Genomic DNA, 14,039 nt, shown 5'->3' with positions numbered 1-14,039 from the left:
GCTGGCAGTCCCGAGTGGCGACTGTGACGACGGAGGGCAGCCGGTGGTGGAGTTCGCGATCTTCGTCATCGTCATGATCGTGGTCAGCGTGATCGGCAAGGCCAGGCAGCAGGCCTCGAAGTCCGGCGGCCGCCCGAACCCGCGGATGCAGAAGCTGATCGAGCGGATGCAGGCCCAGCAGGGCGGCAACGTGCCGACCCAGTTCCAGGGCCAGTTCACCCGGCCCACCGGCGGCCAGGTGCCGCCACCCCAGTTCCAGCCCCAGTACCAGCCGCCGGCGCAATGGTTGCCGTCGTACGGGCCGCCGCAGGGGCATCGCCCGCCGCAGCACCACCTGCCGGCCGCGCGGAACGACACTGACGCCCGGGTCCGGGAGTTGATGGAGGCCGGCAGCGAGGTGGCGGCGATCCGGCTGCTGTGCGACGAGCAGGACATGGGCATCCTCGAGGCGCAGGAGCATGCGCGGGCCCTGGTCGGACCTCCCGGGACGTCGCCCACCCCGGCCCGTCCGGCCCAGTCCGCACAGGCCGGGCCGGCCGCACCGGAGCAGGACGAGCAGGGGCAGGACGAGCAGGGGCAGGACGAGCCGGAGACCCGGTACGTCGGTTCGGCCGCGTTCGCGGAGTCGATCTTCGACCTCGACCGCGATGAGGACACCTGGGCCAGCGGCTGGGTGGACACCCCGGAGCCCGACGACCGCTCGGACATCGACGAGCTCTGGCAGACGGTCCGGAACCCGCCGCGTCCCGGGACTACTCCGCCCAGCTGACCACCAGGCAAGCGTGCCGCCGCGTGATCCTGAACCCGGCCGGTACGTCGCCACCCGCCGGCCACACCTGGAACGACGGCCCCGGCCCGTGCCGGTGATGCGCGTCCCACAGCCGCAGCTGGTCGATCAGCCTGTCCATCAGCCGGGACGCCTCCGGCCCGTGACCGTTGACGCCCAGCTCGACGAACGACGCCGGTCGTCGCCGGGCCGGGCAGGACGTCAGGTAGGCCACACTGTCGCGCGTCACCACCGCCGCGGCACCCCACCGCGGTGTCGGTGCGACCGTCTTCACGGATCGGTCCGCGCCGAGGATGCAGAATCCGGGCAGGGCCGACGCGAGCCACAGGTTGAGCTCGGCCAGCGGCTCCTGCCGGTTCATCACCACCCCTGACCAGGCCTGCACGTGCGGTTGCCCGAGGACGCCGTCGTACGGATGAGCCTCGATCTCCTGGTCCTCGTCGAAGCTGACGAACACCTGGTCACCCGCGATCGGCACCAGCCGCTCGTAGTTCGCGCCGGCGCCCTGCATGCAGACGAAGCCACACATCGTCGCGGACCGGCTCTCCAGGTGGTCGCCGACCCGGTCGAACCCGATCGACCGGGTCTGGCCTCGCAGCCGCAGCGGTACGACGATCCGCCCGCCGGGCCGGAGCTGGCCGATCCAGGCCGGCGGCACGTCCCACGCCGTCACGGTGACCACGATCCGGTCGAACGGCGCGTCCTCCGGGTCGCCGAACTCCCCGTCCGCCCGGACCACCCGGACGTCGTCATACCCGGCCGACGCCAGCACCTCCCGGGCCCGGTCGGCGACCTCGGGATCGATGTCGACCGTGGTCACGGCACCTGCCGGACCGGTAAGCTCGCGCATCAGGGCCGCGTTGTAGCCACCGGAGCCGATCTCGAGAACGCGGTCGCCGGGCTGGATCCCGGCCTGGCCGAGCATGAGCGCGACGATGCTCGGCTGGGACACCGAGCTGACCGCGATCCCGGCGTCGTTCCGTTTCATCAGGACGACGTCGTCGGCGTACGCCCGGTCGAGGGGTGCCTGCGGGACGAACAGGTGCCGGGGCACGGTCTCGAACGCGGCGGCCACCCGCTGGTCCCGGATGGAGCCCTCGGCGACCAGGTGGCGGGTCAGGGCCGCACGCAACGACTCGGCCCGGCGCGAGTCGTCGGCGGTCATGGTCTCAGTCCCTCGTGTCCCCGAGGGATTCGAGCAACGTCCGCAACAGCTCGGCGAACTGCTCGCGCTCGACCGTCGACAGTCCGGCGAGCATCTGCTGCTCCGTCTCGATGTGGGCCGGGAGCACCGAGTCGATCAGCCGCAGCCCCTCGTCGGTCAGCGTCACCCGAACGCCGCGCCCGTCCGTCTCGCTGGGCGCCCGGGTGACGAGTCCGCGCGCCTCGAGCCGGTCCAGCCGCTGACTGATCGCGCCCGAGGTCACCATCGACGACCGCATCAGTCCGGCCGGGGTCAGGCTGTGCTCGGCGTTGCTGCGCCGCAGCGTCGCGAGTACGTCGAACGAGGCGCGGTCGACGTCGAACCGGGCGAAGTTGCGCGCCAGCTGGGCACCGAACAACTGGTTCAGCCGGCTCACCCGCCCGACCACGCCCATCGGCGACGCGTCCAGGTCCGGCCGCTGCTCCGCCCATTGCTCGAGCACCAGGTCGAGGTGATCAACCATACGGCCAGCGTAGTCCAGCTTGCTTAGCGGTGAGGGATCGTGGATTGCTCAGCGCTGAGTGCTCCCACCGGGCCGGCCTAGATCAGGCCCTCACGCAAGGCGTAGGCGACGGCGTGTGAGCGGTTCCTGAGCTGCAGGCGGCTGGTTACGTCGTGCAGGACGTTCTTGACCGTCCGCTCGGAGTACGACAGCTCCCGCGCGATCTCCTGGGTGTCCTTGCCGTCGGCGACGAGCCGCAAGACCTGAGTCTCGCGGTCGGACAGACCGGTCTGGGACGGCCTCCGTGGCGTCAGCACCTGCATGCGCGGGACACGGCCGAGCAGGCGACCCATGAGCTCGGGCGGCAGGCTGCCGTGACCCGCGGCGGCGGTCTGCACGAGGTGCACGATCCGGTCGGCGGTCGCCTCGGTCCGCCGGAGCACGCCGGACACCCCGAGCTCCACCGCGGTCATCAGCGCGTCGTCGTCGATCATGCCGGTGATCAGCACGGCCCGGCCGCACCCCCGCTCTTTCGCCGAGCGGAGTACCTCAACCGCCGCCCGGTCCAGCGAGTCGACGGCGATCAGCGCGACCACCGGCGACGCGGTCCGCTGCTCGAGCATCCGCGCCTGGATGACCGCCAGGTCGGCGTCGGTCAGCAGGCCGATCTCCGGCCGCGGCCGGAGGGCGTGCACCAACCCGAACTGCGACAGCGGGTCGAGGGCTTTCATCCAGACCGGAACACGTTGCTGCGTCGTCATCCGTGCCACTCCCCCAGGGCATCGGCGCCAGACGGTCCGGCGCGAACCTGCACTCACTGGCTAGATGCCCGAAAGGGCAGGTTGGTTGCGTTCGGGGGAGGTCTCAGTTCGGCAACTCAGTCCGGGAGGGTGGTGAGCGCGCGCAGCGCCAGCCGGTAGGAGTCGACGCCGAAGCCGGCGATCGTGCCGGTGGCCACGCCGGCCACCACGCTGGTGTGCCGGAACTCCTCGCGGGTGGCGGGGTTGGTCAGGTGGATCTCGATCAGCGGCGCGGTCCGCTGGGCGCAGGCGTCCCGTAGCGAGTACGAGTAGTGGGTGAAGGCAGCCGGGTTCAGGACCACTGGGAGCCTGCCGTCGGCCGCCTCGTGCAGCCAGCCGACCAACTCGGCCTCGTCGTCGGTCTGCCGCACCTCGACGTCCAGCCCGAGCTCGGCTCCGGCCTTCTCGCACTCCGCGACCAGATCCGCGAACGTCGTCGTCCCGTACTTCTCCGGCTCCCGGGACCCCAGACGACCGAAATTCGGCCCGTTCAGCACCAGCACCCGCCGCCCACTCACGTCAGTCACACCCCAACCCTAGAGCCTCAGCTCCAGGGAGCTCCGGGGCCGCCCATGCGCTGGGCGTAGTCGGAGCCTCGGGTGAGGTCGCCGCGGCGGACCGGTTCGTCGGTGAAAGCCGAGGCGTAGATGGCGGCTGCGAGCTCGAGGGTGTTGCGGGCTTCGGCAAGTGGGACCGGTGCGGGTTCGCCCGCCGCGAGGGCGTCCAGTACGGCGGAGAGCTGGGCGGAATGCCCGCTCGCGACCTCGGGAAGACCGTCTGCCCACGCCGAGGCCACGGCTTCCTGCGAAGGGCCGGGGGTGACCGTCCAGTTCTCGTTCTTGTAGCCGTAGAGGTGTTCCAGCTCGATCGTCGCGTTCTCGTAGTCGAACCGCAGCTGCGAGGTCTGCCGCGGCGAGACCAGCGAGTTGACGACCGACGCCACCGCGCCGTTCTCGAAGGTCACCAGCGCCATCGAGACGTCCTCGGTCTTGGTCGGGCGGGCTTGCCGGGCCGCGATCGCGGTCACCTTCTCCCACGGCCCCAGCACCGACAGCAGCAGGTCGAACTGGTGGATCCCGTGCCCCATCGTCGGACCGCCGCCCTCGACCTCGAAGGTCCCGCGCCACGGCATCGCGAAGTACTCGTCGTCGCGGTACCAGACGGTGTTGCACAGGGCAACCAACGGCCGGCCGAGCACGCCGTTCGCGGCCAGCTCACGCAGCCGTACGGCGCCCGAGCCGAAGCGGTGCTGGAACACGCACACGACCTGCGCGGACGATGCCCGCTCCGCGTCGAGCAGCGCGTCGAGCTCGTCCAGCGACAACGTCGGCGGCTTCTCCGTCAGCACGTCGACGTTCGCGGCCAGGCACTCGGCGGCCAGCGGCACGTGCGAGCTCGGCGGCGTGCACAGGTGGACCAGGTCGACCTGGCCGGCCGCGAGCAGGTCGGACAGGCCCGGGTACACGGCGGGGATGTCCCACTTGGTCGCGAACGCGTTCGCGCGGTCGACGTCGACGTCCACCGCGGCGACGAGGTCGGCGCGGTCCGCGCACGCCCGCACCGCCCCGGCATGGGCGTTGGCGATACCGCCGGTTCCGACGATGGCGATCCGGTGCTTGCTGTCAGACATGAGGCCCTTTCGCTGGAAAGCCCTTTCCCAGCCAGCATCGTCGAGGTCGCCGTCGATGCACAAGGGCGCGTCCGGTCCATGACCGGATCCGGTCAGCTGATCTCGGCGTACGCGGCGATCAGCAGGCCCGGGTCCGGCGCCTCGAAGACGGCCGGCCTGGCAAGGCCGTCGAGGACGACGAACCGGAGCCGGTCCGCCCGGGTCTTCTTGTCGAGCTTCATCGCGTCCTGCAGGTGCGGCCAGGCGTCGGCCCGGTAGGTCACCGGCAGCCCGAGGGACTCCAGTACGGCGCGATGCCGGTCGGCGGTCGCGTCGTCGAGCCGGCCGGCCGCGCGGGCGAGCTCGGCGACGAACACCATGCCGATGCTGATCGCGGCGCCGTGCCGCCACTTGTACCGCTCGACCCGCTCGATCGCGTGGCCCAGCGTGTGGCCGTAGTTCAGCGCCTCGCGGCCGATCTTCCCGCCGATCGCGGTGGTCCGCTCGCGCAGGTCCGCGCCGACCGTGTCGGCCTTCACCTGGATCGCGCGGGCGATGAGTTCCTCGGTGGCGTCGTACGCCGGGCTGGACGCGCCGGCCGGATCCTTCTCGACCAGGTCGAGGATCACCGGGTCCGCGATGAAGCCGCACTTCACCACCTCGGCGAGACCGCTGACGTAGTCGTTGCGCGGCAGCGTCTCCAGCGCGGCCAGGTCGCACAGCACCCCGGCCGGCTCCCAGAACGCGCCGACCAGGTTCTTTCCCTCGGCGGTGTTGATCCCGGTCTTCCCGCCGACGGCCGCGTCGACCATGCCGAGCAGCGTCGTCGGGATGTGCACGACCTTGACGCCCCGCAGCCAGGTGGCGGCGACGAAACCGGCCAGGTCGGTCGTCGTCCCGCCGCCGACGCCGACGATCGCGTCCGAGCGGGTGAACCCGGCCTGCCCGAGCACCGACCAGCAGTACGCCAGCACCTCGGCGGTCTTGGCGTCCTCGGCATCCGGGATCTCGATCGCGTGCGCGGTGTAGCCGCTCGCGGTGAGGTCGTCGCGGATCGCGTCCCCGCTGGTGCGCAGCGCCCGCGGGTGGATCACGGCCACCCGCTGCACCCCGTCCCCCAGCAGCCCGGGCAGCTCGTCCAGCAGATTGTTGCCGATGACAACGTCGTACGGAGCCGCCGCCTCGACTCTGATCCTGGTCATGGGGCCTCCCGGCCTGGACTGAGGAGCGGAGGGAGCGAAGCGACCGGAGTGACGAGGGAAGGCCGGGAGTTCCAGCCCCATGTCCCGCCGCGCGGCAGCGCGGCATCCGTCAGGGTCATCCCAGGTGCTCCACGATCTCGGCGGCGATCTCGTCCGGGGTGCGTTCGTCGGTCTGCACGGTCAGCTTCGCCACCTCGGCGTACAGCGGGCGGCGGGCTTCCATCAGGTTGCGCAATTGGGTGCGGACGTTGCCGAGCAGCAGTGGGCGGGCGACGCCGAGGCCGACCCGCTTGGCCGCCTCACCGAGAGACACGTCCAGGAAGACCACGTTGTGGCCGGCCAGGTCCGCCCGGGTGTCCGGGTCGAGGATCGCGCCGCCGCCGAGCGACAGCACCTCGGAGCCTTCGAGCGCTGCCACGATCGCGGCCCGCTCCAGTGCGCGGAAGTGCGGCTCGCCATCGTCGACGAAGATGTCCGAGATCGGCTTGCCGGCGCCTGCCTCGATATCGGTGTCGGTGTCACGGTGCGGCACGCCGAGCCGCTCGGCGAGCAGCGCCGCGATGGTCGACTTCCCCGATCCGGGCGGAGCGACGAGCACAACGACCGGGCTCACAGCTCTGCCCACTCCCGCGGCGTGATGGTGGACGGCAGGTTCGCCAGGTAGGCCTGGTGGTTGCGCGCGGTCTCCGCGACCGAGTCGCCGCCGAACTTCTCCAGGGCGACCTCGGCCAGCACCAGCGCCACCATCGCCTCGGCGACGATGCCCGCGGCCGGTACGGCGCAGACGTCGGACCGCTGGTGGTGCGCGGACGCGGTCTCGCCGGTGGTGGTGTCGATCGTCCGCAGCGCCCGCGGCACGGTCGCGATCGGCTTCATCGCGGCCCGTACCCGCAGCGTCTCGCCGGTGCTCATCCCGCCCTCGGTGCCGCCGGAACGGCCGCCGGTCCGCCGGATGACGCCGTCCTGGGCGACGATCTCGTCGTGCGCCTTCGAGCCCGGGGTCCGGGCCAGCTCGAACCCGTCGCCGAGCTCGACGCCCTTGATCGCCTGGATGCCCATCAGCGCGCCGGCCAGCTTCGAGTCGAGCCGCCGGTCCCAGTGCACGTAGCTGCCGAGCCCCGGCGGCAGACCGTCCACGACCACCTCGACCACGCCGCCGAGGGTGTCGCCGGCCTTCTGCGCGGTGTCGATCTCGGCCACCATCGCCTTGCTCGCGTCCGCGTCCAGGCAGCGCACCGGGTCCGCGTCCAGCTTCGCGACGTCGTCGTACGACGGGATCACGCCGTACGGCGCCTTGACCGTGCCGAGCTCGACGACGTGGCTGACGATCGTCACGCCGAGGGCCTGCTTCAGGAACCGGGCCGCGACCTCGCCCAGGGCGACCCGGGCCGCGGTCTCCCGGGCGCTCGCCCGCTCGAGCACCGGGCGGGCCTCGTCGAAGCCGTACTTCTGCATGCCGGCCAGATCCGCGTGGCCGGGGCGCGGACGGGTCAGCGGGGCGTTCCGGGCCAGGTCGGCCAGCGTCTCCGGGTCGACCGGGTCCGGTGCCATCACCTGCTCCCACTTCGGCCACTCGGTGTTGCCGACCTGGATGGCGACCGGGCTGCCGAGTGACAGCCCGTGCCGGAACCCGCCGACGAATGTGACCTCGTCCCGCTCGAACTTCATCCGGGCGCCGCGGCCGTAGCCGAGCCGACGACGGGCGAGGGCGTCGGCCACGTCATCCGTGGTGACCTGGACGCCTGCGGGAAGACCTTCGAGTACGGCGACGAGCGCTTGTCCGTGCGACTCGCCGGCGGTGAGCCAGCGCAGCATGCCCCGATTCTTCCACGCGCCCCCCACCGCCCCGACGCCGGTCTCACCGCGTGCCCGGTCGGGCATGCGCCCGTGGATAGGGTTCAGAGCATGGATCGGGGTGCGGAGGAGACGTGGCGCTCGCGGGTTCGCGGGTGCCTGCTCGGTGGGGCGATCGGCGACGCACTGGGAGCACCGGTCGAGTTCGAGAGCGGCTGGTCGATCGTCGCCGCGCACCCGGACGGGTTGCGGACGTTCGTCTCCGGCTGGCCGCCCGAGACGATCACCGACGACACCCAGATGACGTTGTTCACGGTCGAGGGGCTGATCCGGGCCGGGGTCCGGACCGACCGCAGGCTCGGGTTTCACCAGAGCCGACCGTCTCCACGGCGACTACGGTCCACACACGGCGTGGGGCCTGGCGCGCTATCCCGGCGCCTGACCTTCGATCGACAGCTTGTGCCGGACCGGCGGTGTCAGCTATCCGGCGTACAGCCGGGCGAGCGGCCCGCCCAGCAGGACGCCGGTCAGGGCGCCGATCAGCATGTACGGGCCGAACGGGACCATCTGCTTTCGGGTCATCAGCCGGGCGGCGATCAGGGCGATGCCGACGATCGCGCCGAGGAAGAAGCCGCCGTACAGGCCGGTGACGAACTCACCCCAGCCGAGCCAGCCGAGCGGCAGCCCGAGCAGCCCCGACAACCGCACGTCGCCGAACCCGACACCCCGTGGAAACACGAACCACAGCACGTAGAACACGACGAACCCGATCGCCCCCGCAAGCACCGCGCGCCGCAACGATCCCCACTCCCCCGACACCACGGCGGCGCCCAGCAGCGCGAGACCGATCACCAGGTACGACGGCCAGATGATCGCCGAGGGAAGGTACCGCGTCCGGGCGTCGATGTACCCGAGGATCGCGCCGATGACGGCCAGCAGCAGCCAGGCCACCAGCACCGGATCGGTCCCGAGCACCCATCCGAGCAGCCCGCCGGAGACCGCCGCGAGCAATCCACACCAGGCAGCCGCCCGCGGCCCCGCGAGGTCGGCGTACGGAACCTTGGTCTCGCCTTCCTCGAGCGACGGCTCCGGGATGCGCCGCATCAGCCACGACCCCAGCAGGTACGCCGCCGGACCGCAGCAGACCACCCCGGCCGCCGCGGCGAGCAACGCATTGTCAGCCGGCACGATCCAGGAGCCTAGACGATCCCGGGCAGGTTCACGCGTGGCCTGTGGACGACCGGCGGACCAGGATCCGCGCGACCACCGCCGCACCGGCGCCGATCAGCAGGAGACACTGGCCGGCCTTCAGCAGCGTAGGGCGGTCAGACCGGCCCACGATCGTCGAGCTCCTCCCGCGCGGCGGACCTCATGGCCGCCAGCGGGGCCGGCGACCTGCCCGTCATCATCTCCACCTGGAGAGTCGCCTGATGCACGAGCAGGTCGAGACCGTTCAACAGCTCTGTACCGACCCGGTGCGCGGCGATCGCCAGCCCGGTCGGCCACGGGTGGTACGCCACGTCGAACATCACCGGCGCGACCGCCGCGAAATGCTCGGCCCACGGGTCGGCGGCACCGCCGGGCAGCGTCGAGACGCACAGGTCGAACCCGCCGATCTGCTCGACCTGCGAGAAGTCGGCGACCGAGGTCTTCAGCCCCAGCTCGGCCGCCAGGTCGAGCAGCCGCTCGGCCCGGGAGACGTCCCGGACTACGACGGTCACCTCGCTGACCTTCAGCCCGCGCAACGCCGCCAGCGTCGACGCGGCGGTCGCTCCACCGCCCAGGATCACGGCACTGTCGGCGGCCGTGATGCCGCGCTCGGCGAACGCGTTCACCAGCCCGGGGACGTCGGTGTTGTGGGCCGAGCGCGATCCGTCCGGCTCGAACAGCATCGTGTTCGCCGCCCCGATCAGCTCGGCGACCGGGTCGACGGTGTCCACCAGGTCGAGCGCGACCCGCTTCAGCGGCATTGTCAGCGACAGCCCGCGGACGTCGTCACCGAGCGACGCGACGAACCCGCGCAACTCGTCCTCGCCGACCTCGAACGCGTCGTACCGCCAGTCCAGGCCGAGTGCGGCGTACGCCGCCCGGTGCATCGCGGGCGACAGCGAGTGCGCGATCGGGCTACCGAGGACCGCACACCTCATTCAGCACCGGCCCTTGTGGGCCTGGCACCAGGCCTGGAGCTTCTTCACGTTGTTCAGGTGCTCGTCCGACGTGCTCGCGAACGCGGTCTCGCCGGTGTCGAGGTTGACCAGGGTGAAGTACAGCCAGTTGCCCTGCGCCGGGTTCAGCGCAGCCCGCAGCGTGTCCTTGGTCGGCGAGTTGATCGGCGTCGGCGGCAGGCCCCTGTTCTTGTACGTGTTGTACGGCGAGTCCATGTCCCGCTGCTCCTGCGTGGTGAACACCCCGCCGTCCTTGCCGGCCACGTAGTGGATCGTCGAGTCCATCTGCAGCCGCATCCCGATCCGCAGCCGGTTGTAGATCACCCGCGAGACCTTGGCGTAGTCCTGCGGGCGGTTCGTCTCCGCGCCGATGATGCTGGCCACGATCACCGCCTGGTACGGGTCCAGTTTCTTGCGCTGCGCGGTCTTCACCAGGTCGAGTGCGGCCGCCTGCTTCGCGTACTGCGCCGTCATCAGCTTGAGGATGGTGTACGCCGTCGCGCCCTTCGGCACGTCGTACGTGCCCGGGTAGAGGAAGCCCTCGGCGTTGTTGTTCGCATACGGCGGCAGGCCCAGGGCGGCCGGCTTGGCCAGCGCGGTCGCGGCGGCGCCGGCCGGGAGTTTGAGCTTCGGCGACTTCTGCAGCGTCTCGCTGACCTCGGCCTTGGTCAGGCCGGCCCGGAACCCGATCCGGGTGACCAGGATCGACTTGCCGGTGTCCAGCATCAGCTCGAGCGCGGCCGCGGCCGACATCTCCTTGTGCAGCGTGTACGTGCCGGCCTGCAACTGCCGGGACCGCGGGTCGTCGCGGGCCACCCGCTCGAACGCCCGGGCGCTCTTGACGACGCCCTTCTTCTCCAGCGTGTCCGCGATCGCCTGCGCACTCTGGCCCTGGGTGATCTCCACGACCACCGTGCCGGTGCCGCTGCCCTCGAAGTCGGGTGCGGCGAACATCTGCTCGATCGCGTCCTTGCCCTTGCCGAAGCCGATCACCGCCCCGGCCACCAGCGCACCGACGACGAGCAGCGAGATCAGGCCTGCGAAGCAGCCGAAGCCGCGCCGGGCGCGGGCCTTGCGGCGGTTGGCCCTGCGGTCGACCCGGCTCTCCGGCCGCAGCCCGAGGCCGGTAGGGAGATCATCGCCGTCGGTCACGTCGTCGTCCACCGATGTTCTGTTCACAGGGGCCTCCCGGGTGGGTTCCCAGTCTCGCGCTCGACATCGAGCGCGTGTTGCAGAATCACGACCGCCGCGGCCTGGTCGACCACGGCCCGCCGCTTGGAGCCCTTCTTTCCACGTTCCCGCAGCATGCGCTCGGCGGTCACCGTGGTGAACCGCTCGTCCACCAGCCGCACCGCCGTCCCCGAGTTGCCCTCCTGCACTTTAGCCCGCACCAGCTCCGCGGTTTCCCGGATCTTCAGCGCGGCCGGCCCCTCACGCCCGGACAGCGAGCGCGGCAGACCGACCACGATCTCGACCGCCTCCAGTTCGGCGGCGAGTGCGGCGATCCTCTCCAGATCTCCGGGTCCACGCCGGATGGTAGTCACCGGCGTGGCCAGGATTCCGTGCGGGTCGCTGCTGGCAACGCCGATCCGGACGTCGCCGATGTCCAGTGCGAGCCGCACGCCACGTCTCATCAGGGTCGGTCCAAGACTCAGCCCGTGACGAGCTGGCCGATGGTGTGCTCGACCGCGGCCAGCGCGTCGTCCGCGCCCGCCGGCTCGGTGCCGCCACCCTGTGCGACGTCGTCCTTGCCGCCGCCGCGCCCGCCCAGCTTCTCGGCCGCGACCCGGACCAGGTCACCGGCCTTCAGCCGCCACTCGCGCGCAGTGTCGTTCAGCGCGATCACCACACCGGGCTTGCCGTCGTTCACACTCAGTACGGCGACCACGGCCGGCTTGTCGGCGGACATCCGGCCGCGCACGTCGAGAGCCAGCTTGCGCAAATCCCCGCCGTTCACGCCGTCGGGTGCGCGATGGCCGACGTACTGGACGCCGAAGACGTCCTTCGGGTTCGCGGCCAGCTCGGCGGCAGCGGCCAGCACCTGGCCGGCCCGCATCCGCTCGAGCTCCTTCTCCGCGGCCCGCAGCCGCTCGGCGAGGTCGGCGACCTTCGCGGGCAGCTCCTCCGGCCGTGCCTTCAGGTTCTCGCTCAGCAGGCGGACCAGCGCACGCTCCCTGCCGAGGTAGCGCAGCGCCTCCATGCCGACGAACGCCTCGAGCCGGCGGACCCCGGCACCGACCGACGACTCGCCGGTCACGGTCAGCGCGCCGACCTGGGACGAATGCTTCACGTGCGTGCCGCCACAGAGCTCACGCGACCAGGGGCCGCCGATCTCCACCACCCGCACCTGCTCGTCGTAGGTCTCGCCGAACAGCGCCAGCGCGCCCCACTCCCGGGCCTCCGGCAGCGTCATGTACTGCGCCGAGACCGGCAGGTCCTGGCGGACGGCGAGGTTCGCCACCTCTTCGATCTCGGACCGGGTCGCCTGGTCCAGCGCCGACGACCAGGCGGCACGACCTCGACGGTCTCGCCCTGCTCGGCGGACGACGCGGCCACGCCTTCGCGCAACAGACCGCGGACCTGTGAGTCGGTGGCGAGCTCCTGGTAGCCGGTGAACTCGGTGACTCCCTTCTCCCGCAGCTCCCGGTACCCCGAGGTGTCCGCGTGACCGGCCTTCTTCGCCCGCGCGTCCGCCTTGGCCCGTTCGCGCTGTTCCTTCATCAGCGCCTGGAAGCCCTCGGTGTCGACGTTCAGGCCCTGCTCGGCGGCCATCTCGACGGTGAGGTCGATCGGGAAGCCGTAGGTGTCGTGCAGCTGGAACGCCTTCGCACCCTCCAACTGGTGCGCGCCGCCGGCCTTCGTCTCGCGGACGGCGATGTCGAAGATGCTCGTCCCGGCGGTGAGGGTCCGGCGGAAGGCCTCCTCCTCGGCGTACGCGACCTGGCTGATCCGGCCGAAGTCGGCGGCCAGCTCCGGGTACGACTTCTTCATCTGCTCCAGGCTGACCGGGAGCAGCTCGACCAGGCTCGGGTCCTCGTAGCCGAGCAGGCGCATCGAGCGGATCGCCCGGCGGAGCAGCCGGCGCAGGACGTAGCCGCCCTGCTCGTTGCCCGGGTTCACGCCGTCGCCGATCAGCATCAGCGCGCTGCGGACGTGGTCCGCGATCACCCGGAAGCGGACGTCGTCGACGTGCTCGACGCCGTACTTGCGGCCGCTGAGCTCGGACGCCTTCTCGATCACCGGATAGATCTCGTCGATCTCGTACATGTTGTCGACGCCCTGCAGCAGGTAGGCCACCCGCTCCAGGCCGAGACCGGTGTCGATGTTCTTCTTCGGCAGCTCGCCGAGGATCGGGTAGCCCTCCTTGCCGCCACCCTCGCCGCGGATGTTCTGCATGAAGACCAGGTTCCAGAACTCGAGGTAGCGGTCGCCCGCCTCCCAGTCCCGGTCGGCGCCGAACTCCGGGCCGCGGTCGATCAGGATCTCCGAGCACGGGCCGCACGGGCCGGGGATGCCCATCGACCAGAAGTTGTCCCTCATCCCGAGCCGGACGATCCGATCGTCCGGCAGGCCGGCGACCCGCTTCCACAGGTCGATCGCCTCGTCGTCCTCGTAGTACACCGACGCGTACAGCACGGACTCGTCGAAGCCGTAGCCGCCGTCGTTCTGGGACCGGGTGACCAGATCCCAGGCGTACTCGATCGCCTTCTCCTTGAAGTAGTCGCCGAAGGAGAAGTTGCCGTTCATCTGGAAGAACGTGCCGTGCCGGGTGGTCTTGCCGACCTCGTCGATGTCGAGTGTCCGGACGCACTTCTGCACGCTCGTGGCCCGCGCGTACGGCGGCGTCTGCTGGCCGACGAAGTAGGGCACGAACTGGGCCATGCCGGCCACGTTGAACAGCAGGTTCGGGTCCGGCGACGGCAGCGGTGCGCTCGGCACCACGGTGTGGCCCCGGTCCTCGAAGTACTGCAGGAACCGCCGCCTGATCTCACTGGTTTCCATGGGTGTTACCGGTAATCCTCACGCGTGTCTGCAG

The 14,039-nt window shown here is 71.0% G+C and carries 15 protein-coding genes and 1 pseudogene; 2 read left to right on the top strand and 14 right to left on the bottom strand.

The window, feature by feature from the left end; genetic code table 11:
- Positions 1–43 precede the first annotated feature (43 nt).
- Positions 44–769, top strand: coding sequence for a hypothetical protein (locus E1218_RS13860; protein ID WP_132320014.1), 726 nt, complete (start codon positions 44–46; stop codon positions 767–769).
- Here the strand turns inward: E1218_RS13860 and fxlM are convergent.
- The 8 genes from fxlM to aroC all read right to left on the bottom strand — a co-directional run bounded on the left by fxlM (position 753) and on the right by aroC (position 7,859).
- Positions 753–1,952, bottom strand: coding sequence for a methyltransferase, FxLD system (gene fxlM / locus E1218_RS13855; RefSeq protein WP_132320012.1), 1,200 nt, complete (start codon positions 1,950–1,952; stop codon positions 753–755). The two genes, E1218_RS13860 and fxlM, sit on opposite strands and share 17 nt — an antisense overlap.
- Before the next feature lie 4 nt (positions 1,953–1,956).
- Positions 1,957–2,454 carry a MarR family winged helix-turn-helix transcriptional regulator gene (locus E1218_RS13850; protein ID WP_132320010.1) on the bottom strand — a complete coding sequence of 166 codons (498 nt, stop codon included), beginning with the start codon at positions 2,452–2,454 and terminating at the stop codon, positions 1,957–1,959.
- A gap of 77 nt (positions 2,455–2,531) precedes the next feature.
- Positions 2,532–3,194: a helix-turn-helix transcriptional regulator gene (locus E1218_RS13845; protein WP_233712210.1), complete on the bottom strand. Its 663-nt coding sequence runs from the start codon at positions 3,192–3,194 to the stop codon at positions 2,532–2,534.
- Between the two features lie 116 nt (positions 3,195–3,310).
- On the bottom strand, positions 3,311–3,751 hold the full coding sequence (gene aroQ, locus E1218_RS13840; protein WP_165949260.1) for a type II 3-dehydroquinate dehydratase: 441 nt from the start codon (positions 3,749–3,751) through the stop codon (positions 3,311–3,313).
- Between the two features lie 26 nt (positions 3,752–3,777).
- Complete coding sequence (locus E1218_RS13835; protein ID WP_132320007.1) at positions 3,778–4,863, bottom strand: Gfo/Idh/MocA family protein; 1,086 nt, start codon at positions 4,861–4,863, stop codon at positions 3,778–3,780.
- A 92-nt stretch (positions 4,864–4,955) separates the two neighbouring features.
- A complete protein-coding gene (gene aroB, locus E1218_RS13830) occupies positions 4,956–6,044 on the bottom strand; it encodes a 3-dehydroquinate synthase (RefSeq protein WP_132320005.1) in 1,089 nt (362 codons plus the stop codon).
- Between the two features lie 115 nt (positions 6,045–6,159).
- The gene (locus E1218_RS13825) at positions 6,160–6,657 is read right to left on the bottom strand and encodes a shikimate kinase (protein ID WP_132320003.1); all 498 of its coding nucleotides are present in this window, start codon (positions 6,655–6,657) and stop codon (positions 6,160–6,162) included.
- Complete coding sequence (gene aroC, locus E1218_RS13820) at positions 6,654–7,859, bottom strand: chorismate synthase (protein WP_132320001.1); 1,206 nt, start codon at positions 7,857–7,859, stop codon at positions 6,654–6,656. Before aroC ends, E1218_RS13825 begins: the two co-directional genes overlap by 4 nt.
- 90 nt (positions 7,860–7,949) lie before the next feature.
- On the opposite strand from aroC, the pseudogene E1218_RS13815 reads away from it, so the two are divergent.
- Positions 7,950–8,117, top strand: a pseudogene (locus tag E1218_RS13815) (ADP-ribosylglycohydrolase family protein); the annotation flags it as partial.
- A 201-nt stretch (positions 8,118–8,318) separates the two neighbouring features.
- Here E1218_RS13815 and E1218_RS13810 read toward each other — a convergent pair.
- From E1218_RS13810 to alaS, 6 genes are all read right to left on the bottom strand, one after another.
- A complete protein-coding gene (locus E1218_RS13810) occupies positions 8,319–9,026 on the bottom strand; it encodes a prepilin peptidase (protein WP_233712209.1) in 708 nt (235 codons plus the stop codon).
- A gap of 137 nt (positions 9,027–9,163) precedes the next feature.
- Complete coding sequence (locus E1218_RS13805) at positions 9,164–9,985, bottom strand: shikimate dehydrogenase (protein ID WP_132319998.1); 822 nt, start codon at positions 9,983–9,985, stop codon at positions 9,164–9,166.
- Positions 9,986–11,182, bottom strand: coding sequence for an endolytic transglycosylase MltG (mltG, locus tag E1218_RS13800; protein WP_132319996.1), 1,197 nt, complete (start codon positions 11,180–11,182; stop codon positions 9,986–9,988).
- A complete protein-coding gene (gene ruvX, locus E1218_RS13795; protein WP_456073639.1) occupies positions 11,179–11,625 on the bottom strand; it encodes a Holliday junction resolvase RuvX in 447 nt (148 codons plus the stop codon). The genes mltG and ruvX overlap by 4 nt, the downstream gene beginning before the upstream one ends.
- A 29-nt stretch (positions 11,626–11,654) precedes the next feature.
- Complete coding sequence (locus E1218_RS38195; protein ID WP_407657611.1) at positions 11,655–12,464, bottom strand: DHHA1 domain-containing protein; 810 nt, start codon at positions 12,462–12,464, stop codon at positions 11,655–11,657.
- Positions 12,413–14,005 (bottom strand): alanine--tRNA ligase, encoded by a 1,593-nt coding sequence (alaS, locus tag E1218_RS13790; RefSeq protein WP_407657610.1) that lies wholly within the window; start codon positions 14,003–14,005, stop codon positions 12,413–12,415. The genes E1218_RS38195 and alaS overlap by 52 nt, the downstream gene beginning before the upstream one ends.
- Between the last annotated feature and the right edge of the window lie 34 nt (positions 14,006–14,039).

The sequence above is a fragment of the Kribbella turkmenica genome (assembly GCF_004348725.1).
GTDB classification, from domain to species: Bacteria; Actinomycetota; Actinomycetes; order Propionibacteriales; family Kribbellaceae; genus Kribbella; species Kribbella turkmenica.
This window is presented reverse-complemented; position numbering and strand designations above follow the sequence as displayed.